The sequence below is a fragment of the Psychromonas arctica genome, assembly GCF_036697365.1.
In the GTDB taxonomy this organism is placed as follows: domain Bacteria; phylum Pseudomonadota; class Gammaproteobacteria; order Enterobacterales; family Psychromonadaceae; genus Psychromonas; species Psychromonas arctica_A.
In genome coordinates this window covers 248,206-274,412 of sequence record NZ_JBAHZA010000004.1, presented here as the reverse complement: position 1 = coordinate 274,412, position 26,207 = coordinate 248,206, and the positions used below count along the sequence as shown (strand labels likewise).

Below are 26,207 nucleotides of genomic sequence, written 5' to 3'. Positions count from 1 at the left end.
ATGCTTATTACAAAATGATTTGTTAATAGGCCTTTCTCAATATAAATTCCAAGTACAAAAAAGCCTGCATTTAGCAGGCTTAATATTGTTATTTAAAGAGAGTTGATTAACTAACTAATTCTTTAACTTTCTTAGCTACTTTTTTCTCTACTTTTACTTCAACTTCAACTTCCACTTCTGGAGCATCAACAACGTCTGCATAAGCTTTACCGTAGTAAGAAGCGATAAGTACTTCTTTTAGCTCAGCAATTAATGGGTAGCGAGGATTTGCGCCTGTACATTGGTCATCGAATGCATGTTCTGCTAACTCATCCACTTTTGCCATGAACTCAGCTTCTTTTACGCCAGCTGCTTGGATTGATAGTGGAATATCTAACGCTACTTTTAACTCTTCTAACCAGTTTAATAGAGCGTTTAGTTTATCTTCAGTATTTCCTTCAATGAAGCCTAAGTGTGCAGCTACTTCTGCATAACGAGCACGTGCTTTAGGGCGATCGTACTGTGAAAATGCAGTTTGTTTAGTCGGGTTATTTGTTGCGTTGTAACGAATTGTATTCGAGATTAATAACGCATTCGCTAATCCGTGTGGAATGTGGAACTCAGCACCTAGTTTGTGCGCCATTGAGTGACAAACACCTAGGAATGCATTGGCAAATGACATACCAGCGATAGTTGCTGCGTTATGTACTTTCTCACGTGCAATTGGATCTTTTTTGCCGTTTTTGTAAGAGCTTGGTAAGTACTCTTTTAACATTTTAAGTGCTTGTAAAGCATGGCCGTCAGAGTATTCGTTTGCTAGTACTGATACGTAAGCTTCCATTGCGTGAGTTACTGCATCGTAACCACCGAATGCACATAAAGATTTAGGCATATCCATTACTAAGTTAGCATCAACAATCGCCATGTTTGGTGTTAGCTCGTAATCCGCTAATGGGTATTTTTGACCAGTTTGTTCATCAGTAACAACTGCAAATGGTGTCACTTCTGAACCAGTACCTGAAGTAGTAGTGATACATACTAACTCTGCTTTTGAGCCCATTTTAGGGAATTTGTAAATACGTTTGCGGATATCCATAAAGCGCATTGATAAATCTTCAAAGTCAGTTTCTGGGTGCTCGTACATTACCCACATTATTTTTGCTGCGTCCATTGGTGAACCACCACCGACTGCTAAAATTACATCTGGTTGGTAGCTTAAACATGCCGCTGCACCCGCTTTAACTACTGCTAATGTTGGGTCTGCTTCTACTTCATGGAACACTTCAACTTCCATGCCATTTTCTTTTAAGATGCTACGTAAGTCGTCAATGTAACCGTTATTGAATAGGAAGCGGTCTGTTACGATTAATGCACGTTTTTTGCCTTCAAGGTCAGTCATTGCAACTGGTAAACAGCCGCGACGGAAGTAGATAGATTTTGGTAGTTTATGCCACAACATATTTTCAGCTCTCTTCGCAACAATTTTCTTATTGATAAGGTGTTTTGGACCTACGTTTTCAGAAATGGCATTACCCCCCCATGAACCACAACCTAGTGTTAAAGAAGGTGCTAATTCGAAGTTGTAAAGGTCGCCAATACCACCGTGAGAAGAAGGTGTATTCACTAAGATACGTGCTGTTTTCATTTTATCGCCAAAGTAAGCGATGCGATCTGCGTTTGCATCTTGGTCTGTGTAGATTACTGAAGTATGACCAACACCGCCTATATCTAAAACTACACCAGCTTGACGAACTGCATCTTCAAAGTCTTTTGCTTTAAATAGACCTAATGTTGGAGATAGTTTTTCGTGTGCGAATTCATCATCCCATGAAGCTTCTAAGCCTTCACCGATTAAGATTTTAGTCGACGTTGGTACTTTAACACCGGCTAATGCTGCAATTTTGTATGCTGGTTGGCCTACGATTTTAGCGTTTAGTGCACCGTCGATGATTAACACTTTACGTACTTTCTCTGCATCAGCTTTGTTTAAAACTGCTGCGCCGTATTTAGCGAAACGTGCTTTTACTTCGTCGTAAATTGATTCAACCACAATCGCTGCTTGCTCAGAAGCACAGATAACGCCGTTATCGAATGTTTTAGACATTAAGATAGAAGAAACAGCACGTTTGATATCAGCCGTTTCATCGATAACGACAGGCGTATTACCTGCGCCTACACCGATAGCTGGTTTACCTGAAGAGTAAGCTGCTTTAACCATGCCTGGACCACCTGTTGCCAAGATTAGGTTGATATCGTCATGCTTCATTAATTTGTTTGAAAGTTCTACTGACGGTACATCAATCCAACCGATGATATCTTTCGGTGCACCTGCTGCAATAGCGGCTTCTAAGACTAATTTAGCTGCATAGTTTGTTGCATTTTTTGCGCGTGGATGCGGTGAAAAGATACAACCGTTACGAGTTTTAAGACAAATTAATGCTTTAAAAATAGCGGTAGATGTCGGGTTAGTAGTTGGTACGATTGCACATACGATACCTACAGGCTCAGCGATAGTGATAGTTCCGCCTTCTTCGTTACGGTCAATTACTCCGCAAGTTAGTTCGTCTTTGTATTTGTTATAAATGAATTCAGAAGCAAAGTGGTTTTTGATCACTTTATCTTCCATAATACCCATACCTGATTCAGTCGCTGCCATTTTAGCAAGTTCGATACGTGCTGTTGATGCGGCTAATGAAGCGGCGCGGAAAATTTTATCAACTTGCTCCTGTGAGTAGCTTGCAAATTCTTTTTGTGCTGCTTTCACTCGGGCAACCATTGCATTTAGTTCAGTGACATTGCTTACAGTCATATATTTCTCCAAAGTTTAATAAATTTAAAATCTTTAAAAGTGCTTTATTAAGATGATTTGGTAAAAACAGACTTAGTAAATAACTTTTAAATTTATTATAAGAAGGTTGGCGGTTTCGATATTGATCAGGATCACTTTAATGTTCGGATTTTAATTATTTTTAAAGTGATCTAGGTCACTTATTCCGAAGTGAACTTTTAGATTGAAATTAATATACAAAAATAATCTAAAAACAGTCATATTAGTATTATAATATGTTTAATTTCAATTGTTTAAATACTTATAACAAGTTATTTTTATAATTACTTTTTTATCCTTTATACTTCACCTCATGGTGTATTCTGCACATAATTAATTAAGGAAAATACAATATGGTTAAGTCCTCCACTGCAGTCAGGACCGCTCTCTATTTTTCTGCTGTTGTTATCTCTTTAGCTGGGATAAAAGTCGCAGCTCCGATTGTCGTTCCCTTTTTGTTGTCTCTATTTGTAGCGATTATTTGTAATCCGGCGATTAATTTTCTTGAATCCAAAAAACTTCCAAGAGGGATAGCAATTACTTTGGTCATTGTGACTATTTTTTCTTTGTTTATTGTTTTGGGTGGGGTAATTGGCGCTGCTGTTAATGATTTTAGGAAGGCAATACCGACATACGAGGCACAACTTTCAGAGGAGATAAATTGGCTGGTAGATTGGTTAGCTGGCCATGACATCGCTTTATCTTTAGATGAGGTTGGTAACTATTTTGACCCAAGTAAAGTAATGAATATGGTGACTTCAACGTTAAGTGGCTTTAGTAGTGTGTTGGGCAATATTTTTCTGTTGTTATTAACCGTGGTGTTTATGTTGGCCGAGGGTAAGGTCTTCACTCAAAAACTGCATTTAGCATTTAACGATTCAGCTGAAACAGATAAGAAGTTAGATCATTTTTTAAAAATGGTTAATCAATATATGGCGATTAAGACCTTAGTGAGTTTAGCTACTGGGTTAGTGATCGGGACTGTGTTATGGGCAATTGGTGTGCAATTTTATGTGTTGTGGGCATTGCTTGCATTCTTACTTAATTACATTCCCAATATTGGGTCGATCATCGCTGCAGTGCCTGCCGTCATACTCACATTTTTGCAGCTTGGTGCTGGCTATGCTTCTATCGTTGTTGGTTTGTTTGTTAGCGTGAATATGATCATGGGGAATGTGGTTGAACCACGTTTTATGGGGCGCAGTTTAGGGTTATCCACTCTAGTGGTTTTTCTATCGTTAATTTTTTGGGGATGGTTATTGGGAATGGTAGGAATGCTTTTATCTGTACCGTTAACCATGATTTTAAAAATTGCTCTAGAGAATAGTGAAGGAGGGCGCTGGTTTGCTATTTTACTGAGCTCTGATGAAGAAATTGATGTGTTGAAAAATATCGAAGAAGAAAATATTGATGCAGAGTCTCAAAATACAGTATCAGAGAGTCTAGTTAATCTTACTAATAAAGAAGAAAAATAATATGTTTGCACCCTTGCTAGAAAAAATGCACTTCCCTGAAGTCAAAGTCGGACATGAGAAAGAGATGGCGCGTTTGTTCCATGGTCGCGGGTTTAATTACCCTGAATACCAACACTTTAATATTGATTGGCTATCGCCTGTTGTGTTGATCATGCTTTATAAAGAGGAAAGTGACCAATGGTTAGCGAATTTGAGTGAGAGTCTGTTAGCAGAGTTAAATAGCAGAGGCTTTACTGTAGAAAGTATTCAGGTGCAGTTTCGTTGTCGTGATCTTGCACCTACGTTCGTTTTATACGGCGAAGAAATCACTGATTTTGCTGCCGATGAAAATGGCTTATCGTATAAAATCAACCTAGGTAAAAACCAAAATTACGGTATCTTTTTGGATATGAAGAATGGCAGAACGTGGTTAAAAGAAAATAGCGAAGGTAAACGAATACTTAATTTATTTTCTTATACTTGTGCTTTTTCAGTTGCAGCGATTGCAGGTGGTGCAGAGCAAGTTGTGAATTTAGATATGAGTAAAGCGGCATTGGCAGTAGGCCGTGATAATCACCGTTTGAATGACCATGATTTAGATAAGGTTAAGTACCTAGGCCATGATTTGTTCAAGTCATGGGGGAAAGTTAAACGGTTGGGCGCTTACGATATTATTGTGGCTGATCCGCCTTCTTTACAAAAAGGGAGTGTCAATATTAAACGAGATTACCCTAAAATCATGCGTCGTTTACCAGAGCTATTAAACGAAGGTGGGCAAGCGCTATTATGTTTAAATAGCCCGGATTTGGATTTCCAATTTATTACTGATTCACTGGCTGAGCATTGCCCGGAAGCTAAGGTTGTTGACATTATCAAACCACCGAATGAGTTTGCTAATATTGAGCCTGATAAAGGCTTAAAGTGCGTGCTAGTTGCTTTAAAAAGCGAATAGTTGTGAGCTATGAAATTGTTTAGAAAAGGAGCGAGTATCGCTCCTTTTTACTTTGTTAAGCAAGTCTGTACACATTTAGCTGTTATCTAATATTGAGTGTGTTAATTACATCTCGAAAAGGTTTTTCTATGGTTTCATAAGTGTCTGACTTCGCTGTTACAGTAAACATCAAGAAGACATTTTCAGATAAAGCAATGTGGTATTGAGCTGAAATAGTACCAGCTAAAGCGCCATCAAATTTAGTATATAAAGCATTTTTACCTTTTACGTCAGTTTGCTTACATTCATACATCTTAATATCACGTTGAAATAAATTATTTAATTCTGATTTTGCAGCTGCACAGACCTGAGTAAGCTCATCGAGGTTATTAGGTACACTGCCGATTTGTTTCATAACATTAATGTTATCAGTAAAATTATTCGCAGTATTATCAGTGCTGTGAGGTATAAAATAAATATCCATATTGCCCGACTGGATCACTGGCACAATCTGCTCCAATAGTGCTGGTGAGAGGCCATCTACTTGCTCAAAATTAAACAGGTCAGGGTTTGCTTTAATTTCTGGACCCGTTAGCGGCAACCAGCTGTCAGGAATTTCAATACTGTAACCCAAGTCGCTAGTAGCTTGTTTAGCTTGTGTAAAACTGCTGATTAATAGTAACCCTGTTAGTAGAAGGTACTTCATTACATCTCTCCATAGAAATAAGTAGTCATTTTAGTGCTGCTGTTTATGATAATTTTAAAAATAAATATTTAAATTATCATAGAAAGGTGAGGGGAGCATAATTAAAAAAGCCCACAATGATTTCATATGAATTCATTGTGGGCTTAAAGAGGTTTAATACGAATCGTAGCGTAAAGTACTAACCTTCGATTAATGCCGCCTTTTCACTAGCTTGTGTTGCTTGAATTGCTGTAAGTGCGATGGTGTAAACAATATCATCTACTAAAGCACCACGAGACAAGTCATTAACAGGTTTGCGCATACCTTGCAGCATTGGACCAATACTGATTAAGTTAGCACTACGTTGTACGGCTTTGTATGTTGTATTACCTGTATTCAAGTCAGGGAAGATGAATACGGTTGCTTGACCAGCTACTTTAGAATCTGGTGCTTTGCTCTTCGCTACATTTTCCATCACAGCTGCATCGTATTGTAGAGGTCCATCGATTAATAAGTCTGGACGACGCTCTTGTGCAATCTTAGTTGCTTCACGTACTTTCTCTACATCTGAGCCTGCACCTGAGTTACCTGTAGAGTAACTGATCATTGCTACTTTAGGGTCAATACCAAAGGCAATCGCTGAATCAGCTGATTGAATTGCGATATCAGCTAGTTGGTCAGCAGTTGGATCTGGGTTGATTGCACAGTCACCGTATACCAATACTTGATCAGGCAATAGCATGAAGAAGATTGAAGATACTAAACTTGCACCTGGTGCAGTTTTGATTAACTGTAAAGCAGGGCGGATTGTGTTTGCTGTAGTATGAACTGCACCAGATACTAGACCTGCTACTTCATTTTCCGCTAACATCATAGTACCTAGTACTACTGTGTCTTGCAGTTGTTCACGTGCGACTACTTCTGTTAAGCCTTTGCCTTTACGAAGTTCAACCATAGGCGCTACGTATTGCTCAATCACATCAACCGGGTTTACGATTTCAACTTCATCAGTCACAACAATACCTTGTTGTGTTGCGATGCGGTGGATCTCTTCAGGGTTACCTAGTAATACTGGTTTAGCGATACCACGTTGCGCACAGATAACAGCTGCTTGGATAGTACGTGGCTCTTCACCTTCAGGTAACACGATGCGTTGGTTTGCTTTACGTGCTAACTCTGTTAAATGGTAACGGAATGCTGGTGGTGATAAACGACGCGATAATGAAGAATCTTCAGTTAACGTGTTTAACCAATGCTTATCAATATGGCTTGCAATGTACTCTTGTACTTTCTCGATACGCTCTAGATCGTCAACTGGTATTTCCATGTTGAAGTTCTGTAAACGTTGAGCTGTTTGCCACGTATTACTTTTGATCAATAGAATTGGTAAACCCGCATCCATTGCACTTTGACATAGTTTAATTACTTCTTCTTCAGGTGTGTAATCACCCGTCAATAATAAACAACCGATCTTCATGCCATTCATCACCGCTAAACAAGCTGCAATAATTACATCACTTCGGTCGCCAGAAGTCACTAGCATTGAACCTGCTTTAAAGTGCTCAACCATGTTTGGAATAGAGCGTGCGCAGAAAGTAACAGAGTGTAAACGACGGTTTTCTAAATCGCCTGCATTTAAGATTTTAGCTTCTAAGTGAACGGCTAAATCTTTAACACGAGGAGCAATTAGGTCTGCACTCCATGGAATACAACCTAAGATTGGTAATGGGCTTTTGCTAAACATTTGTAACACTTCAAGATTGTTATTAATGCTTGCTTCAGGGATGTCAAACATCTCTGTGATATCCATACCCGTTTTATCATTTTCATCAATTGGCGCACCAACTTTATTAATGATACAACCAGCAATACGCTCATTGTTTTTACCGCCAAATGAAGAAACTGCAATTTCCATGCGCTCTTTCAATTGTTGTGAAGTGTCGTTACTTGGATGAGTAACAAATACCATCTCTGCGCCTAGTGCTTTAGCAATACTGTAGTTAACACTGTTAGCAAACTGATGTTTGTCAGTCGGTACTAAACCTTCAACGATAATTACGTCACTATCTTTAGTGCCTTCACGGAAACGTTCAACAATATTCTCAAGCAACTCAGAAGTGCGGCCTGAAGAAATAAGGTTTTCAGCGTATTTCATTGCAAAAGGTTCAGGAGGGAGGATGTTGCATGAGTTACGTAGAGTCGTGGTTGAACGTTCTGTTCCGTGGTCACCTTGACGAGGTTGAGCAATTGGTTTGAAGAAGTTAACTGCAACACCTTGGCGTTCCATTGCGCGGACCATACCAAGACTAACTGAAGTAACACCAACACCAGCCCCGATTGGGATAAGCATTATTGTACGTGCCATGAGTTTTCCTTTTATAAGATCAAAAAAAGGGAGTATAGACTCCCTTTAAAAATTAGTCGTAATTATGCTGATACTAATGCAGCAGAATCTTGTGCGATAACCCACTCTTCATTGGTTGGGATAACCATTGCAACAGGTGAACCTTCAGCGGTAATAACGCCTTGAGTACCGAATAATGCAATTTTATTTTTCTCTGCATCTACTTTGTAACCAAAGATAGTCAGTAGCTCTAATACTTTTTCACGAATGATGTCAGAGTTCTCACCGATACCACCAGTGAATACGATTGCATCAATACGGCCTAGTGGTACAGCGTAAGAAGCGATGTATTTAGCTAAACGGTAGCAGAACATTTCAATAGCTAACGTTGCGCCTTCATGACCTTCTTTGTAGTTATCTTCGATATCACGACAGTCACTAGACAGACCAGAAATACCTAGTAAACCACTTTGTTTTTGTAACATATCCATTACACCTTTCAGGCTGTAACCTTTACGTTCAACTAAGTGTTCAATAATACTCGGGTCGATATCACCACAACGTGTACCCATTACTAAACCAGCAAGCGGCGTTAATCCCATGCTTGTATCAACTGATTTACCATTTTTGATAGCCGCAACAGATGCGCCATTACCTAAATGAGCAGAGATAATGTTAGTTTCAGAAACAGGTTTGTTTAATACTTTAGCTGCTTCGCCAGTGACGAATAAGTGGCTAGTACCGTGCATACCGTAACGACGAATGTTTGCTTCTTTGTATAGGTTGTAAGGTAAAGCGTATAAGAATGCTTTAGCTGGCATTGATTGATGGAATGCAGTATCGAATACAGCAACTTGTTGTAAAGAAGGGAAGGCTTCTTGTGCTGCTTTAATACCTAGAATGTGAGCTGGGTTATGTAAAGGCGCAAGTGATGCGCACTCTTCAATACCTTCTAATACAGCGTCATCGATAATCACAGATTTAGTGAATTTTTCACCGCCGTGAACGATACGATGGCCAACAGCAATAAATTGCTCTGCAAGGCCTTCAACTTTGTTGACGACTTCTTCAACGATAAAGCTAATCGCTGCAGAGTGAGCACTGTTCTCAGGAAGTTTAGCTGACTCCTTCTTACCATCAAATTTCCATTTGATGCGCGCATCAGGAAGGTTAAAACATTCTGCTAAGCCACTGATGACTTCATCACCATTGTTTGCGTTAATAACAGCAAATTTAAGCGAAGAACTACCACAGTTAAGTACAAGGACTAATTTATTGCTCATGAAAAAATTCCATTCAGTAAAGAATTAACAAAAAATACCAAACCAAAGTCCGATATTAAGCTAGTATATAATGATTAGGTACAACTTAATTAGTACTCAGTATTCGTCGACCTTGCTCACATTAAGTTATATTGGTAATTTTACCCGTATGTAATAAAATTACAAATAACAATTTGCTAAAAATTATTCCAAATCAATTAAAATTAGAATATTTTTTGTTCAATTAAGCGGAATGTTATTTATGGGATAAAGGTCTGATCTTTTTTAAGGAGAGTTGCATTGTTTTTATTTTTTGATTTAGTAAAAAAAGGTGATCAATATTTAAAGACTTGGCCTAAACAAAGTTGCCTATATTCATTATTTATTGATAGTAAAATGGTTTGTTATACGCAGCTATTAATTAAAATATTCCCTATTTTTATTGTGTTAGTTGCTTCACTTTATATTCTTTTACCTGCTTATTTTTCTTGGCCGAGTACTGCCACTTTTATTCTGTTTTTGATTGGTTTACCTATTCATTGTTTATTATGGCTTGGTAAAAGATCCCAGCAAACCCTTTCACCATCACTGTTTGCTTGGTATGTGGAAATTGTCGAAGTTGTTAATGGTAAACAATCTGGTCAACAAGTGATGGTTGATAAACCTCGATTTATTGACCTAGCAAAATTACTAAATAGAGGTTTCAAAAAAGGTGGAGATAATTTTCTCTACAATAATGAGTTGATTTAATCTTTTTTAAATACTTCAATATTGAAGTCACATTCAATTTTCCATTTTGGTTGGTTTAGTAGGTTATCTAATTTTTCTTTTGTGAACTTCCAAGCAAAGGGAGTCATGTTGATTAAATCTTTTAATTGCTGCGCATTTTCTATTTCTAGCATGTAATTTAAGTCTATTTTTTCTATTTTGGTAAAACCATTAACCGCTTCATTTTCTTCAGGATGCTCATTTATTTTTTCATAAATGGCTTCCCTTAGCTGATATAAGTGACGTGGCGCAGGTGTTACTGTAATTAAATAACAGTTTTTCTTGATTAATCGCTGTAATTCTTCTGCTTTTGAAGGTGCATAAATGCGGATCATTAGGTCTAATGAGTCATTTTCAAGTGGTATTTGATAAGCACTGGCGACGCAAAAATCGATATTTTTGTAACGTTTTGCCGCATAACGAACCGCTACTTTTGAGATATCCACCCCACAAACGCTATAATTTGGCAGATTTTGTTTGATAATATCAGTGTAATAACCTTCTCCACAACCAAGGTCTAAAATACGAGCTTGTTCACTATTCGCTAAATAATGTTTACTGATCTCAGCGACTTTATTTGCTAAAGGCAAGTAGCCGTCGGTATTCAGAAATGCGCGTCTTGCCATCATCATCTCTTGATTGTCGCCAGGGTTTTTAGAGCTTTTAGATTGCACTGGCAGTAGATTTAAATAACCTTCTTTAGCAATATCAAAATGATGGTTATTTTCACAAACCTGTGTGTTATTGGTTTGTGTAAAGGGCGTTTGGCAAAGCGGGCAAATAAAAGAGGTCATAATGTTACTGCTCAATCAAAAAAGCTAAGCTTAACATAAAGGCAGTATAAACTGCCTTAACAAGTGAGATAAAAGTAGGGGATTCCTATTGACGGCTATTTTTTAAAAAATGACACTAGGGTGATATTCCAATAGGACTTGTTGTACTGCTGTCATTACCTCTTTTGTTGGTGGTTGAACACCTTCTAGCGGATATATTTCACCCATTTCAATCCATTTATGTCGACCTAGTTCGTGATAAGGTAACATTTCGATCTTCTCTATGTTTTTCATAGGTTGAATGAATTTACCTAATGCATGCGCATCCTCAAGGCTATCGGTAATACCAGGCACAACCACATAACGTAAATACACAGCTTGATCATGGTCTGCTAAATATTCAGCAAACTCTAAGGTATATTTATTACTAACATGAGTGAGGTCGATATGCTTTTTGTTATCCATCTGTTTTATATCTAACAGTACTAGGTCAGTGCTGTCTAAGATTTTTTTGGTTCTATCATCAATTTTACGGACAAAACCATTGGTGTCTAAACAGGTGTGAATGCCTTCTAAGCGGCAAGCTTCAAACATAGCTTGTACAAATTCAGGTTGTAGCATAGCTTCACCACCGGAAATAGTGATACCACCGCCCGATGCATTCATAAAGTGGCGGTACTGCAATAGCTCTTTCATTAATTCATCGACGGTCATCTCTTTTCCGCCTTCGGTATCCCACGTATCACGGTTATGACAATATTGACAACGCATTAAGCAGCCTTGCAAAAAGATGATAAAGCGAATGCCTGGGCCGTCAACGGTGCCGCAGGTTTCAATTGAATGTACTCGACCAGTCACTGGCATAAAGTTACCTCTGAAAATAAATTATTTATATGTACTTTTATTAACTAACCCATTTTACTTTTTAATATACATTTGGTTTTTTAATATAAAGGGTATTAGTTAAAAGAACAGGTAAATAATTAATTGTTTGGTGATAAAAATAAAGGCTTCACCCGTTAAGGTGAAACCTTTGAAACGTTAACCTGTTATTTTTCTCTCCACAAATTGAGAGTTACAGGCTAGCAGTAAAGGTACGTGTAATAACGTCCTGTTTTTGCTCTGCAGTTAATGAGTTAAAGCGAACTGCATAACCAGATACACGAATTGTTAATTGTGGGTATTTATCTGGATTTTCCATCGCATCTAACAACATATCACGGTTCATCACGTTAACATTTAAGTGTTGACCACCCTCAATCTCTGGTGTGTGTTTAAAGTAACCATCCATTAAACCTGCTAGGTTTGATTTTTGTGAATCATCAGTTTTACCTAGTGCGTTTGGTACGATAGAGAATGTGTAAGAGATACCATCCTGTGCGTAAGAAAACGGTAGTTTAGAGACTGATGTTAATGATGCAACGGCACCTTTTTCATCACGTCCGTGCATTGGATTTGCACCTGGAGCAAATGGCATACCTGCACGGCGACCGTCTGGGGTGTTACCTGTTTTCTTACCGTATACAACATTAGATGTAATAGTAAGAATAGACTGTGTAGCACGTGCATTACGGTACATTGGACGTGATTTGATTTTCTTCATAAAGGTTTCAACTAGTTCACATGCTATATCATCAACACGTGGGTCGTTGTTACCAAATTTAGGGTAATCACCTTCAATATCAAAGTCAGTTGCAATACCATCTTCATCACGAATAGGACGTACTTTTGCGTATTTAATTGCTGCTAGTGAATCGGCTGCAATTGATAGACCTGCAATACCACAAGCCATAGTACGAGAAACGTCACGGTCATGTAGAGCCATTAATGATGCTTCGTAGCTGTATTTGTCGTGCATATAGTGAATACAGTTTAGTGCTGTCACGTATTGCTCTGCTAACCAGTCCATGAAGTGATCAAGGTTTGAGTAAACTTCATCGTAATCTAATATTTCTGAAGTGATAGCTGGTAACGTTTTTGGACCAACCTGTGCTTTTGATTTTTCATCAACACCGCCGTTAATTGCGTACAGAAGTGTTTTTGCTAAGTTGGCACGCGCACCGAAGAATTGCATCTGTTTACCAACAATCATTGGTGATACACAACAAGCAATTGCATAATCATCGTTATCGAAGTCAGTGCGCATTAAGTCATCGTTTTCATACTGGATAGATGAAGTATCGATAGATACTTTTGCACAGTATTTTTTGAAGTTAATTGGTAAGTCTTCTGACCATAGTACAGTAATGTTTGGCTCAGGAGATGGGCCCATAGTGTATTGAGTGTGTAAGAAACGGAAACTGTTTTTAGTTACTAATGTACGACCATCAACACCCATACCACCGATTGATTCTGTTGCCCAAATTGGGTCACCAGAGAATAGGTCATCGTATTCAGGTGTACGTAGGAAACGTACCATACGTAGCTTCATTACTAAGTGATCGATTAGCTCTTGAGCATCTGTTTCAGTGATCACACCTGCTTGTAAATCTTTCTCAATGAAAATATCTAAGAATGAAGCGGTACGACCAAATGACATTGCTGCGCCATTTTGTGATTTGATTGCAGCTAGGTAACCAAAGTAAGTCCATTGAATCGCTTCTTTAGCACTTGTTGCTGGACCTGAAATATCAGCGCCGTATTTAGCAGCCATTACTTTCATTTGGTCAAGTGCACGGTATTGCTCAAAAATTTCTTCACGCAATTTCATTGTATCTTCTAATGAAGTACCTGCGATTAGTTCTGCTTCTAAGCTTTTATGTTGTGCCGCTTTTTCTGCCATTAGGAAGTCGATACCGTATAACGCAACACGACGATAATCACCAATGATTCGACCACGGCCGTAAGCGTCAGGTAAACCTGTTAATACGCCTGATTTACGACACTTAAGGATATCGCCAGTGTAAACATCAAATACACCTTGGTTATGTGTTTTGCGGTATTCAGAGTAGATAGTACGAATACCGTCATCTAGCTCTTTACCGTATACTTTACAAGAGCCATCGATCATACGAATACCGCCATTTGGGATAAGCGCACGTTTTAATGGTTTTTCTGTTTGTAGGCCAACAATGGTTTCTAGGTCTTTATTAATGTAACCCGCGTCGTGTGCAGTAATAGTAGAAACAACGTCAGTATCGAAATCAACAGGTGCATGCGTTGCGTTTTCCTGTTTAATGCCCACCATTACATTTTCCCAAAGCTCATCTGTGGCTTTAGTTGCATCTGCTAAGAAACTTTCATCACCTTCAAATGGTGTGTAGTTTTGTTGGATAAAATCACGCACATTCACTTCTGTTTTCCAAGCTTCGCCTGCAAAACCTTCCCATGCTGATTCAAATGCTTCGTTTAATTTAGTCATAAAGCTTTACCTTTACCGTTAGTGATTAAAAAAATAGTTAGAATTTGTTTGTCCTAGGGCAATGCAAATAAACAAGAATGACAGAACATTATGCTGTTTTAGCATGGGCGCAAGATAAGAGTCAGATAAAAAACGCTTGCATGTTTGGACAGCTATTTTGCTGAATTGGCTAGTATGTTGATAAGCGATAAGCTTGTCTGTTCTGTTGTTTCTTTGCATCTTAGAAGTTACCCCGTGATGGATTAGTAACTAGTTTAGCAAAGGGGCGTTTTGAAAAATTGATTCACATCAACTTGTATGTAGACTTGTAATAAAATTACATTTCTATTTTTATGAAAAATATAAGTGAGAAAGTTGAAAGGTAAAATAGGCATAAAAGATTGCTTAAGGTTTGCTAAGCCGTAGCAAACCTTAGTCTTTTAATTTTTAAAGTAGGCTTTGCATTTCTTCTAGAATCTGTAAACACCATTCACTAATACGCTCGTCGCTTAGTTCGTATTGTGTATCTTCATCTAACGCTAAACCAACAAAATATTGGCCGTCTTCGGTGAGTGCTTTAGACGCATCAAACTGATAACTTTCAACTGGCCAGTAACCGATAAACTTAGGTTGTTGTGGTAATAATTTATCATGTAGCATACCTACCGCATCAACAAACCATTCACTGTAACCATCTTGATCGCCTAAACCAAAAATTGCGACAATTTTACCATTGACGGTTAAACCATCAATTTGATCCCATAACTTACCCCAATCTTCTTGGAGTTCACCAAAATCCCAAGTGGAAATACCTAAAATGACAATATCGTAATCATTTATCTTGCTTAATCCCTCATCTTTTATGTTAAATAGGTCCACTAATGATTCGCCTAGCTCTGCTTGAATCTTTTCTGCAGCGATTTCTGTGTAACAAGTGCTAGAGCCATAAAATAAACCGATTTTCATATGCGACCTTTTGAAGAAAAATGAAAGAGGCGCTAATTTACCGTTAAGGCAGTAGGAATGGAAGTATTAAGCATCGAACAATTTTTAGATTCTCTTTGGTTAGAGCGTGGATTATCTAAAAATACACTGGATTCATATCGTCATGATCTCTCTTTGGTTGAATTATATTTAGCTAAACACAATGCCACTTTGAGTGATGCAAGTGCACGCCAACTTAGCGATTACTTTGAAAATAGATTGAAAGGTGAGATTGATTATAAAAGTACCTCTACAGCCCGTTTGATGAGCGCTGTTCGTCGTTATTATCAGTATTTATGCCGCGAAAAAATACGTGAAGATGATCCAAGTGCTAAGTTAGAAAGCCCTAAAATAGTAAAACCTTTACCTAAATCATTATCTGAATCTGAAGTCGATGCATTACTTGCCGCCCCAGAATTGGATGATCCTATTCAATTTAGGGATAAAGCGATGTTGGAGGTGTTATATGCCACAGGTTTGCGTGTTACTGAGTTAGTTGGTTTGACCATGGAAGAAATTAACTTACAACAAGGTGTTATTAGAATTACCGGTAAGGGCAACAAAACCCGTTTAGTGCCATTGGGTGAAGAGTCTGTGTATTGGTTAGAGCGTTATATCGAAGAGATGCGTTCTGCATTATTGTCAGGGCAGAGCAGCGATGTGTTATTTCCAAGTCGTCGTGGTACACAAATGGTAAGGCAAACCTTTTGGCACCGTATCAAACATTATGCGCAATTAGCTGGTATCGACAAGGAAGCTTTATCTCCGCATGTATTACGCCATGCTTTTGCAACACACCTGTTGAACTATGGCGCTGATCTCAGGGTCGTACAAATGCTATTGGGACATAGTGATTTGTCCACAACACAAATTTATACACATATTGCAAAAGATAGGTTGAAACTATTACATGAAGAACATCACCCGCGGGCTTAATTAACACTACTTTTATACCAACCTGGTGTAGATGTGATTTATCACAGAGGCTAATATGAGATATAAAGGCATTCACATTAGTCTGCAAGATAGGCATAATCAATCGTCATTAATTTAATTTTTCAGGGGTCATAATGTCCATATTGAACGTTAAAAGAAGCGTTGGAGCATTACTTACTGGTGCGCTGCTTAGCGCTAATAGCTTTGCGGCTATTTCACCAGAAGTGAATGAACTACTTACTAAAAAGTTACAATCATTAAAAGTAGAAGTGGACTCTATCGATGAGTCCCCTGTTAAAGGCTTATATGAAATTCTTAGCCAAGGTGCCATCTATTACATTAGTGAAGATGGGAAATTTTTATTAAATGGCGATATCTATGATTTAGATAATGGCATGAATAACTTAACTAGTGCGAAAGTTGCTGAAGTGCGTAAAGCAAGTACTGCAGAACACTTTGCAAAACTTAAAGATTTTGAAAAGGACATGATCGTTTATAAAGCTGAAGATGAGAAGTATGTCATCACTGCATTTACCGATACGAGTTGCCCTTATTGTCAAAAACTTCAAGCTGAAATTCCTGAATATAATAAATTAGGTATTACCATTCGATACCTTGCTTTCCCTCGAGGTGGCATAAGCTCAAATGCTTATCACACTATGGTATCTGTATGGTGTTCAGATGATCCTAAAGGTGCGATGGATGATGCTAAAAAACGTCGTAAGATTGAATCAGCTACCTGTGACAATACGGTGAAAGAACAATATGAGTTAGGTGTTGCTTTAGGTATTACAGGAACGCCAACTTTATTCTTAGAAGATGGCACTGCAATGCCTGGTTACTTACCGCCAGAACGTTTACTACAAGTATTAGAGCAAAAAAAATAGACTAGTACTGCGGCTATTTGTAAACTGCATGGATAATTCCTTATCGTGCAGTTTTTATGTCTCTAGAAATCAATAAAACACAAGTTCAACAACGCCCACTTCAATGTGACGATAGTATATTGTCATTATCTTGCTCACCTCTATTAACTAAGCTTTATGCAAGTCGTGGTATTACCGATAATACTGAATTAGATAACAGCACTAAAACCTTAATTCATGCCAGTCAATTAAAAGGGATGAGTGACGCGTGTAATTTGTTATACGAGGCTTATGTCACACAGCAAAAAATAATTATTGTCGGTGACTTTGATGCCGATGGAGCAACCAGCACTGCATTAAGTGTGCTGTCTTTACGTGCGTTAGGTTTCCAGCAAGTAGATTACCTTGTACCTAATCGCTTTGATTACGGTTATGGCTTAAGTCCTGAAATCGTTGATTTAGCTGTGCAGCAGGGTGCTGAATTGTTAATGACAGTGGATAACGGAATTTCTAGTATCAGCGGTGTCGCTCATGCTAAACAGTGTGGATTAAAAGTGTTAGTTACGGATCACCATTTGCCTGGTGAGGAAACTCCGATTGCTGATGCGATTGTTAATCCCAACCAAATTGGCTGTGACTTTCCTAGTAAAAACTTAGCCGGTGTTGGTGTAGCATTTTATGTAATGTTAGCACTGCGATCGCTAATGCAAGAAAAAGGCTGTTTCTCTCAATTCCCCGCACCTAATTTGGCAAATTTCTTAGATATTGTGGCATTGGGCACTGTCGCCGATGTGGTTAAATTAGATGGTAATAATCGCACTTTAGTGCACCAAGGTTTAGCGCGTATTAGAGCAGGATATTGCCGTCCAGGTATAAGTGCTTTGATTCAGGTTGCAAAACGTAACCAACAGCAATTGGTCGCAAGCGATTTAGGTTTTTCACTGGGACCAAGATTAAATGCTGCAGGGCGCTTAGATGAAATGAGTCATGGTGTGGAATTATTATTATGTGATGATCCATTACATGCAAATACTTTAGCAACAGAATTGGATGGCTTAAATGTCTCTAGGCGTGAAATAGAGCAAAGTATGCAACAAGAAGCACTGACTAACTTACAAAAGCTATCCATTGACCAAGATAATTTGCCCCTAGCCTTATGCCTATTTGAAGCAGATTGGCATCAAGGTGTAATAGGGCTGGTGGCATCGCGTATTAAAGAAAGGTATTACCGCCCAACGTTTGCTTTTGCTCGTGCAAATGATGGTGAAATTAAAGGATCAGCCCGTTCTATTCCTGGTGTACATATTCGCGACATGTTAGATGTGGTCGATAAAACGATTCCTGGTGTTATTTTAAAGTTTGGTGGGCATGCCATGGCAGCCGGTTTAAGCTTATTAGAGAAAGACTTTACTTTGTTTAATGACACCTTAAATACGGTATTAGCTGAGCAAGTCGAAGACCACTTACTACAGAATGTCATTTTATCTGATGGGCAATTAACGCCAGATCAATTAGATCTATGCATTGCGCAAGAGTTACGTGATGCTGGCCCTTGGGGGCAAGGTTTTCCTGCACCTGTATTTGACGGAGTATTTGAGCTAAAACAACAGCGTATTGTGGGTCAAAAGCATCTTAAAATGATGTTAGAGCATGAAGGAAAGTTAATTGATGCGATTGCTTTTAATATTGACCCAGAGGTGTGGCCGAATCTTTCAGTCAAAAAAGTATTTTGTGTCTATAGTTTAGATGTTAATGAATTTAGGGGACAGAGAACTGCACAATTATTAGTGCAGTTATTAGAGCCTAGATAATCTAAAGAAGGTAAGTACTTGCTTACTTTCTTTGAGGCGTAAGCTTAGACCGCTCCTGGAAAATCTAGTTGACGCCAAGCTTCATAAACAAATACAGATACCGCATTAGATAGGTTCATAGAACGACTATCCGCGCGCATTGGGATACGTAATTTTTGTTGTGATGGTAATGCATCTAATATGCTTGCTGGTAAACCGCGAGTTTCTGGGCCAAATAATAATACGTCACCATCTTGAAAGTTCGCATTATGATGGTAAGTAGTGGTTTTAGTAGTACAAGCTAGTAAACGCTTACCTTCAACGGCTTGCAAGAAAGTATCGTAATCTTTATGGATATGAACGTTGATCATTTCATGATAATCAAGTCCAGCACGTCTTACTTTTTTCTCATCTAAATCAAAACCAAGAGGTTCAATTAAATGCAATACACAGCCTGTATTAGCGCACAGGCGGATAATATTTCCGGTATTTGGTGGGATTTCAGGTTCGTATAATGCAACTTCAATCATCTGTTTACTCTTGTTTTTATAAGTTTAAATGCGGCAAAGACTTATTTTATGGTGGTTTTAGGGAAAATAAAAGCAATGAAACAGTTATTGGATTATGAGCTGATATTCTATATTCATATTAAATTACATTTATGTTTTATAAATTGTATTTAATTGATTGATTAGTAACAAAATAAATAGAATATATACTTATGTTTATTAAATGCTGAGCGCCAATTAAGTGATGCAATTTGTAGCAATATAGTTTATTGATATGTATTAGCGGTGCTGTTTTGTATCTGAAATGATAATGGGTATAATAGCCGCCCGATAGTTTTCAAAGTGGTAATACCGTGAGCCAATCATCGCACCCGCAAGAATATGCTTATCTCATTAACCGTGCAGGACATGCGGCAATTATCGCTGCTTCACTGTTAATTATTGTAAAGTTAGTTGCTTGGTTTATGACTGGATCGTCAAGTATCTTAGCGGCTTTAACCGATTCATTAATGGACGTTACCACGTCGGTTATTAATCTATTTGCGATTAAAATTGCGTTACAGCCTGCTGATAAAGAGCATCGTTTTGGACATGGTAAAGCTGAAAGCCTAGCGGGATTAGCTCAAGCCGCTTTTATTTCCGGATCTTCAATCTTTTTGATGATTAATGGCGTTTCTGCTTTAGTTAATAATCAGCCAATTCATGCTAGTAGCATAGGTATATCTGTAATGATCTTCTCGTTACTAGTTACTTTAGCATTAGTTTTATTTCAAGGTTATGTCGTACGAAAAACTAACAGTATGGCGATTAAAGCAGATGCTTTACATTATCGTACCGACATCATGCTAAATGGCTCTGTGTTACTTGCAATCATCTTAGCCAGCTATGGTTGGCATTGGGCAGATGGTGTATTTGCTATTGCTGTCAGCTTATTTATTTTGTATGGCGCATGGGAGATTGGTGTTCAATCGATTGATGCATTAATGGATAAACAGCTCCCTCAAGAAGACCAAGAATTAATTATTAAACGTGCATACAGTGTAAAAGGTGTGCGTGGCGTACATGATTTAAGAACACGTTATTCAGGTTATATTAAATTTATACAGTTACATTTAGAGTTAGATGATGAACAAAGTCTATTTGATGCGCATCAGAAAGCAGATGATCTTGAATTAATTTTAGAAACTGACTTCCCTGGGGCAGATATTTTGATCCACCTTGACCCTATTTCAGTAGTACCTGAAAGGAACTCTATTGATGAAATTCAAGCTCAAGCATCAACAAAATAACGATACAAAATAGTTTAAGGAAAAATAATGCAATGTAACGTAAAAAACCTTTGGGATAAAATTAGACAAGAGGCTTGGGATAGTTCTGCAAATGAACCTATTTTGGCTAGTTTTTTCCATTCAACTATTTTGAATCACAAAGATTTAGCATCGGCATTAAGCTATCAATTAGCTAATCGTTTAGACAGCCGCACTATGCCAGGCATCTTGGTCAGAGAAGTGATTGATGATGCCTTTAATAGCGATCCAAGTTTAATTGAAAGTGCAATGGCAGATATTTTAGCAATACAAGACCGAGATCCCGCTGTAGAAGAGTACTCGATTCCACTTTTATACTTAAAAGGTTTTCATGCTATCCAGATTCATCGTGTTGCACACTGGTTATGGCAACAAAAACGTATTGCTTTAGCATTTTATTTGCAAAATCGAAGCTCGGTGATTTTTGGTGTAGATGTACATCCTGCTGCAACTATCGGCAAAGGAATTATGTTTGATCACGCAACAGGCGTGGTGGTTGGAGAAACCGCTGTCATTGAAGATAATGTATCTATTTTACAAGGTGTCACTTTAGGTGGAACAGGTAAAGAGAGTGGTGATCGTCATCCTAAAATTCGTCAAGGTGTGATGATCGGTGCTGGTGCGAAAGTACTTGGTAATATTGAAATTGGAATGGGTGCCAAAATTGGCGCGGGTAGCGTGGTATTAGAAGCGGTACCAGCACATACAACCGTTGCTGGTGTCCCGGCGAAAGTGGTTGGAAAACCTTCTTGCGATATGCCTTCCCTGTCTATGGAACAGTGTCTGTGACAGGGTAAATGGCAGTGGTCGATTTAACGGTTAATCTTCGTTTACCAAGGCAAAACGAGGTTGGCGCTTACCGTCAACTTCAACATCTTCCAAGAACATACTTAATGGCCTAACCCATAATCGTCCTTCACCATACAAAGGACGATATACCACCATCTCTTCGTCGGTTTCACTATGAATGGCAATATCTTCTACTTGGTAAAAGTTACCTTTGTAATGTTGGTATTTACCTATGGTTAATTTTGCTGACATTTTTCCTCTCAAATAATTCCAAATTGCAGTGATAAGGTTAACATAGTGAGACTTTAAAGACGATTTGCATCTTTTTTCCATAAAAATTAAAACAAAGGTTGAATAAGCGCCGTGGAATGCTTATTCTCGTTGAATTCCAGTTAACCATTTACTTTGTATTAAGGGTCTTTAAATGACATTCGAGCTATTAGAAAAATTAGAAAATAAAATTAACCAAGCTGTAGAGACTATTGCATTGCTGCAAATGGAAATTGAAGAGCTTAAAGAAGATAAAGCGAGCCTAGCCGGTAAAGCTGAGCAACTACAATCTGATAATGATCGTTTAAACACTGAACATCAGCAATGGCAAGATCGCCTGAGCGCATTAGTTGGAAAAATTGACCAAGCAGAATCTAACGTAGATTAATCTATTCGGTACTGTAAATAAAAAAACCAACAGCGATGTTGGTTTTTTTATGTCTGTTTATTATATAGATTTACAGGACTAGAAAACATCCTCTTCATCGGCGTCTTCGTCATCTAACACTAATGGTTCAGGAGAAATAACAATCCCTGTACTATCGGCATACAGGAAATCTTCTGGTAAGAAGGTCACACCAGCAAAGTTAACCGGTGAATTGATCTCACCAATCTCATCGTCATCTGCGCCCACTGGCATTGCTGTAATCGCTTGAATGCCAATATCCATCTCTTCTAGCGAGTCCACTTCGCGTACACAGCCATTGACTACAATACCTTCCCAATCGTTTTCAACGGCAAGGTCTGCAATATGTGCATTAATTAAAGCACGGCGTAACGAACCACCTCCGTCAATTAATAACACTTTACCTGCACCATTTTCTTCTAATACCTTATAGATTAGCCCTACTGACTCAAAACACTTCACGGTGACGACTTCTCCCGCAAAAGAGTTGCGTCCACCAAAATTGGTTAATAGCGGTTCAGCTACATCAATCGTATCGGCGTAGATATCACATAAAACAGAAGTATTGTATTGCATATAAATGCTCACTTTTAATGATGAAGTTTGTAATCAGTATAAACGTAACGCACTCTAATTCAATATTATTCTCGGATATTTATTGAATATTTTTTAACCAGAACTAACTAAGCCTAGTTCTGGTTAAAAGGGGATAAAGATTATATAAAATCAGACAGTTAGAAGATTTAGTCGATAATACCGCTAGTCGTAAGTAGTTCAGCGCAAATTGTTCAAGCAATCACTGATTATTAATAAATAATTTAACGCAATAACCCTTATAAATAGCAACATGACTCGCTTTTCTTATTCCAGTATTAAAGTGAACTAGTCTAGTTCATCAAAAGTCGCACGATTGAAAGATTTTTCACAGTAGTGGCATTTTAACTTTAAAGTTTGTTTCTGTTTGACATAAAAACGGCTTTGAACAGGTTCATTATGGCTAATGCAATTGCTGTTAGGACACGACAAAACGTCAATAAACGAACTTGGTAATTGCACTTTAAACTTATTAACCACTTTAAAATCTTTAATTTGGTTAATTGTTGCATTAGGGGCAAACAATGCCAATTGATTCGCTTGTTTGTCATTAAAGAAAGTGTTTTCAATTTTGATTAAGTCTTTGCTTTCACCACTTTGAGTTGCCAAATTAAGGCCAATAGTGATCTTCTCGTTAGTTTGGGTAAACTTAAAGAACTTGAGAATTTTTACACCTTGATGTGCAGGAATATGATCAATTACTGAACCTTGTTCAATCGCTTCTACTTGTAATTTCTTTTGCATGATCAACTCCTAAGACTTTGCTTGAAAATGGTTCGTTAATAATAAAGCCAGCAATGCTTGACGGGCGAATACGCCATTTTGTGCTTGTTGAAAGTAATAAGCATAAGGCGTGCTATCAACATCTTGATTGATTTCATCAATACGCGGTAATGGATGTAGAACTTTCAGATTGTCTTTTACGTTTTTCAACATGCCTGCATTTAATAAAAAGGCAGATTTCATATGTTGGTATTCTGTTTCATCAAAGCGTTCTTTTTGCACACGTGTCATGTACAACACGTCCAATTCATCAACTACTTCTTCAATACTGGTATGCAAAGAAAATTTAATATTTCGTTCTGTTAACTCTTCAATAATGTAATCCGGCATTGCTAACGCTTCCGGTGAAATAAAGTAGAAGTTACAGTTAAATAGCGATAAAGCTTGCGCTAAAGAATGCACTGTTCTGCCATATTTTAAGTCACCAACAAAAGCGATATTAAGGTTATCTAATGTTGCTTGTGTTTCATAAATAGTGAATAGATCTAGTAAGGTTTGTGTTGGATGTTGATTTGAACCATCGCCACCGTTGATCACAGGAACCGAGGTAAATTCAGAGGCTAAACGTGCAGCACCTTCTTGTGGGTGACGCATAAAGAAAGCATCTGCGTAAGATGAAATTACTTTCACTGAATCCGCCAACGTTTCACCTTTTTGCGCCAGTGAAGTATTACCACCACTATCAAAGCCGATTACACTTCCACCCAATCGTTGTACCGCTGTTTCAAAGGATAACCGAGTACGGGTTGATGCTTCAAAGAAACAGCTTGCGATAACTTTGTTATTTAATAGCGTTGGTTGGGGATGTTGTTTTAAAGAGTGGGCAGTTTCTAAAATTAATTCTAAATCGGGACGAGATAGATCGGCGATGGAGATTATATTTTTCTGGTACAGCGGATTATTCATTTTTTTACACTCATATTGTCTGGCCAAGTTCTGGGATAAGTGAAGCAGATAACGCGCAAAATTATATCACTATCAATTGCTTTTGTTGTTATTAATCCTTTAAATTTTCATCGCATGGTATTGGGATAAAGGTTATCCTCAAAATTGGTTTCTCGTTTAAGTGATTTTATATGTTAAAAGTGTGTTGGTTTATTATTAGTATTTTTAGTGTCAGTGTTATAAGTAGCTCTGCTTTAGCGCAACAATGGCAATCGTTACAATCTCTACTGCCTAAAGGCACGCAAGTTTCTTATTTAGTGCTAGACGCTAATAGTCAGAAAACCATTACAAGTTTTCAAGAGGAAACGTTAAAAACTCCCGCTAGTGTTCAAAAGTTATTAACTGCGACCGTAGCGAAGTTATATTTAGGCGATGACTTTCGCTATCAAACGGCTATTCAAGGTGATAAAAATGCATTAAAGGCAGGTATTTATAAAGGTGATTTAAGTCTACATTTTAGTGGCGACCCAATGTTAACTCGCCAGCATATTAAGCAGTTATTACAAGCATTAAAACGTTCTGGAGTAAATAAGATAGAAGGTGACTTGTTATTAGATAACAGTGCTTTTAATGGTTACCAATGGAGTAATGGACAAGCTTGGAATGATTTAGGGGTTTGTTATACGTCTCCTACCAGTTCGATTATTGTCAATCGAAATTGCGTTCAAGGAAATTTAAGCGTTTCCAGTGAGGATGCTGAAAAGGCAAGACTATTCATTCCTGATTATGAGCCGGTAGATATCACTGCAAATGTTGATGTAGTGACAAAAGAGCAACGTGATACGCTATTTTGCGATTTAGAATTAACTCGTGAAAGCCATAACAAATACCATTTATGGGGCTGTATGGTGCCACGAAAGCGTGCTTTTCCATTAGCTTTTGCAGTTAATGATCCTAATACCTATGCGCAGAAAATCATTGAAGCAGAAATAAAACAGGTCGGTATTAATCTAATGGGGGATGTTAAAGTCGCTACCTTAGATTATCAGCAGAATATTGCTTCCTCTTCTATTTTAGCGTCGCATCTTTCTCCCAACTTAACGACGTTATTGAAAAAAATGATGAAGCATTCGGATAACCTGATCGCTGATAGTTTATTTAAAACCGTTGGGGCACATTATTTTAAGCAGTCGGGTAATTTCCGTAACGGCGCTAAAGCGATGAAAGCTATTTTAAAAGGGCAGGGCGTAGATTTAGAGAATGCTTATATTGCTGATGGCTCTGGTTTATCTCGTCATAATTTAATGAGCGCTGAGTTATTTATGTCTGTTGTGAAGTTTGTGTATCAGCAAGATAAAAAATTGGGTTTACTAGATAGTTTTTCCGTTGCAGGTGTAGACGGTACCTTGAAATACCATAAGGGCGTAAACGCTAAATCATTGAAGGGTAATATCATTGCTAAGACCGGTTCATTAAAAGGTGTTGCCAACTTAGCAGGCATAGTGAAAAGCCCTACGGGTGATAAACTATTTGTTTTAATGATCAATGGCTATAACCGAGGAAATAGTGTGACTCGCGCAGTGATACCTCGTGTTGAAAAAGCTTCAGTTTATCTATTTGAAAAAGCTTTCTTTAAGCATATTTATGAAGATACAACACCTCAATAAGACCTAAATAATACCCAAAGAAGTCATTAAAAAAAGGGCGCTATCAAACTTGAATTTA

General features: G+C 38.0%; 23 protein-coding genes. 10 read left to right on the top strand and 13 right to left on the bottom strand.

Annotated elements, in window-relative coordinates; genetic code table 11:
* Window positions 1–106: 106 nt before the first annotated feature.
* Window positions 107–2,788 (bottom strand): bifunctional acetaldehyde-CoA/alcohol dehydrogenase, encoded by a 2,682-nt coding sequence (gene adhE, locus V5290_RS06680; protein ID WP_333383101.1) that lies wholly within the window; start codon window positions 2,786–2,788, stop codon window positions 107–109.
* A gap of 371 nt (window positions 2,789–3,159) precedes the next feature.
* Between adhE and V5290_RS06675 the strand changes: the two genes are divergently transcribed.
* Window positions 3,160–4,281 (top strand): AI-2E family transporter, encoded by a 1,122-nt coding sequence (locus V5290_RS06675; protein WP_333383099.1) that lies wholly within the window; start codon window positions 3,160–3,162, stop codon window positions 4,279–4,281.
* A gap of 1 nt (window position 4,282) precedes the next feature.
* The gene (locus V5290_RS06670) at window positions 4,283–5,212 is read left to right on the top strand and encodes a class I SAM-dependent methyltransferase (protein ID WP_333383098.1); all 930 of its coding nucleotides are present in this window, start codon (window positions 4,283–4,285) and stop codon (window positions 5,210–5,212) included.
* A gap of 82 nt (window positions 5,213–5,294) precedes the next feature.
* Here the strand turns inward: V5290_RS06670 and V5290_RS06665 are convergent, their stop codons facing one another.
* The 3 genes from V5290_RS06665 to V5290_RS06655 all read right to left on the bottom strand — a co-directional run bounded on the left by V5290_RS06665 (window position 5,295) and on the right by V5290_RS06655 (window position 9,503).
* Window positions 5,295–5,897, bottom strand: a complete 603-nt coding sequence (locus V5290_RS06665) for a hypothetical protein (RefSeq protein ID WP_333383096.1) — start codon at window positions 5,895–5,897, stop codon at window positions 5,295–5,297.
* A gap of 178 nt (window positions 5,898–6,075) precedes the next feature.
* Window positions 6,076–8,241, bottom strand: coding sequence for a phosphate acetyltransferase (gene pta / locus V5290_RS06660; protein ID WP_333383093.1), 2,166 nt, complete (start codon window positions 8,239–8,241; stop codon window positions 6,076–6,078).
* Window positions 8,242–8,303: 62 nt separating this feature from the next.
* Entirely contained in the window at window positions 8,304–9,503 is a 1,200-nt protein-coding gene (locus V5290_RS06655; RefSeq protein WP_333383091.1) for an acetate kinase, read from the bottom strand.
* A gap of 279 nt (window positions 9,504–9,782) precedes the next feature.
* Here V5290_RS06655 and yfbV point away from each other — a divergent pair, with 279 nt between their 5' ends.
* On the top strand, window positions 9,783–10,232 hold the full coding sequence (gene yfbV / locus V5290_RS06650; protein ID WP_333383089.1) for a terminus macrodomain insulation protein YfbV: 450 nt from the start codon (window positions 9,783–9,785) through the stop codon (window positions 10,230–10,232).
* Here the strand turns inward: yfbV and rlmA are convergent.
* The 4 genes from rlmA to fldB form a co-directional block, all read right to left on the bottom strand.
* Entirely contained in the window at window positions 10,229–11,044 is an 816-nt protein-coding gene (gene rlmA / locus V5290_RS06645) for a 23S rRNA (guanine(745)-N(1))-methyltransferase (protein ID WP_333383086.1), read from the bottom strand. The two genes, yfbV and rlmA, sit on opposite strands and share 4 nt — an antisense overlap.
* A gap of 102 nt (window positions 11,045–11,146) precedes the next feature.
* Window positions 11,147–11,887 carry a pyruvate formate lyase 1-activating protein gene (pflA, locus tag V5290_RS06640; RefSeq protein WP_333383083.1) on the bottom strand — a complete coding sequence of 247 codons (741 nt, stop codon included), beginning with the start codon at window positions 11,885–11,887 and terminating at the stop codon, window positions 11,147–11,149.
* A 211-nt stretch (window positions 11,888–12,098) separates the two neighbouring features.
* On the bottom strand, window positions 12,099–14,384 hold the full coding sequence (gene pflB / locus V5290_RS06635) for a formate C-acetyltransferase (protein WP_333383081.1): 2,286 nt from the start codon (window positions 14,382–14,384) through the stop codon (window positions 12,099–12,101).
* Between the two features lie 426 nt (window positions 14,385–14,810).
* Entirely contained in the window at window positions 14,811–15,329 is a 519-nt protein-coding gene (fldB, locus tag V5290_RS06630) for a flavodoxin FldB (RefSeq protein WP_333383078.1), read from the bottom strand.
* Between the two features lie 57 nt (window positions 15,330–15,386).
* Between fldB and xerD the strand changes: the two genes are divergently transcribed.
* The 3 genes from xerD (at window position 15,387) to recJ (ending at window position 18,960) form a co-directional block, all read left to right on the top strand.
* Window positions 15,387–16,283, top strand: coding sequence for a site-specific tyrosine recombinase XerD (gene xerD, locus V5290_RS06625; protein ID WP_333383075.1), 897 nt, complete (start codon window positions 15,387–15,389; stop codon window positions 16,281–16,283).
* Window positions 16,284–16,417: 134 nt separating this feature from the next.
* Window positions 16,418–17,170, top strand: coding sequence for a bifunctional protein-disulfide isomerase/oxidoreductase DsbC (dsbC, locus tag V5290_RS06620; RefSeq protein WP_333383074.1), 753 nt, complete (start codon window positions 16,418–16,420; stop codon window positions 17,168–17,170).
* A gap of 56 nt (window positions 17,171–17,226) precedes the next feature.
* Entirely contained in the window at window positions 17,227–18,960 is a 1,734-nt protein-coding gene (gene recJ, locus V5290_RS06615) for a single-stranded-DNA-specific exonuclease RecJ (RefSeq protein ID WP_333383072.1), read from the top strand.
* A gap of 44 nt (window positions 18,961–19,004) precedes the next feature.
* Here recJ and trmL read toward each other — a convergent pair whose 3' ends face one another.
* A complete protein-coding gene (trmL, locus tag V5290_RS06610) occupies window positions 19,005–19,469 on the bottom strand; it encodes a tRNA (uridine(34)/cytosine(34)/5-carboxymethylaminomethyluridine(34)-2'-O)-methyltransferase TrmL (RefSeq protein WP_333383070.1) in 465 nt (154 codons plus the stop codon).
* 332 nt (window positions 19,470–19,801) lie between these two features.
* On the opposite strand from trmL, the gene V5290_RS06605 reads away from it, so the two are divergent.
* A complete protein-coding gene (locus tag V5290_RS06605; RefSeq protein WP_333383068.1) occupies window positions 19,802–20,737 on the top strand; it encodes a cation diffusion facilitator family transporter in 936 nt (311 codons plus the stop codon).
* Window positions 20,738–20,764: 27 nt separating this feature from the next.
* Window positions 20,765–21,544 carry a serine O-acetyltransferase gene (gene cysE / locus V5290_RS06600; protein WP_333383066.1) on the top strand — a complete coding sequence of 260 codons (780 nt, stop codon included), beginning with the start codon at window positions 20,765–20,767 and terminating at the stop codon, window positions 21,542–21,544.
* A gap of 30 nt (window positions 21,545–21,574) precedes the next feature.
* On the opposite strand, the gene V5290_RS06595 is transcribed toward cysE, so the two are convergent.
* Window positions 21,575–21,796 (bottom strand): DUF1653 domain-containing protein, encoded by a 222-nt coding sequence (locus tag V5290_RS06595; protein WP_333383064.1) that lies wholly within the window; start codon window positions 21,794–21,796, stop codon window positions 21,575–21,577.
* 172 nt (window positions 21,797–21,968) lie between these two features.
* Between V5290_RS06595 and V5290_RS06590 the strand changes: the two genes are divergently transcribed.
* A complete protein-coding gene (locus tag V5290_RS06590) occupies window positions 21,969–22,202 on the top strand; it encodes a cell division protein ZapB (RefSeq protein ID WP_333383062.1) in 234 nt (77 codons plus the stop codon).
* A gap of 78 nt (window positions 22,203–22,280) precedes the next feature.
* On the opposite strand, the gene rraA is transcribed toward V5290_RS06590, so the two are convergent.
* From rraA to pyrB, 3 genes are all read right to left on the bottom strand, one after another.
* Window positions 22,281–22,796, bottom strand: a complete 516-nt coding sequence (gene rraA / locus V5290_RS06585; RefSeq protein ID WP_333383060.1) for a ribonuclease E activity regulator RraA — start codon at window positions 22,794–22,796, stop codon at window positions 22,281–22,283.
* 306 nt (window positions 22,797–23,102) lie between these two features.
* The gene (pyrI, locus tag V5290_RS06580; protein ID WP_333383058.1) at window positions 23,103–23,558 is read right to left on the bottom strand and encodes an aspartate carbamoyltransferase regulatory subunit; all 456 of its coding nucleotides are present in this window, start codon (window positions 23,556–23,558) and stop codon (window positions 23,103–23,105) included.
* Between the two features lie 9 nt (window positions 23,559–23,567).
* Window positions 23,568–24,503 carry an aspartate carbamoyltransferase gene (gene pyrB, locus V5290_RS06575; protein WP_333383056.1) on the bottom strand — a complete coding sequence of 312 codons (936 nt, stop codon included), beginning with the start codon at window positions 24,501–24,503 and terminating at the stop codon, window positions 23,568–23,570.
* Window positions 24,504–24,673: 170 nt separating this feature from the next.
* Here pyrB and dacB point away from each other — a divergent pair, with 170 nt between their 5' ends.
* Entirely contained in the window at window positions 24,674–26,149 is a 1,476-nt protein-coding gene (gene dacB, locus V5290_RS06570) for a D-alanyl-D-alanine carboxypeptidase/D-alanyl-D-alanine endopeptidase (RefSeq protein WP_333383054.1), read from the top strand.
* Window positions 26,150–26,207 lie beyond the last annotated feature (58 nt).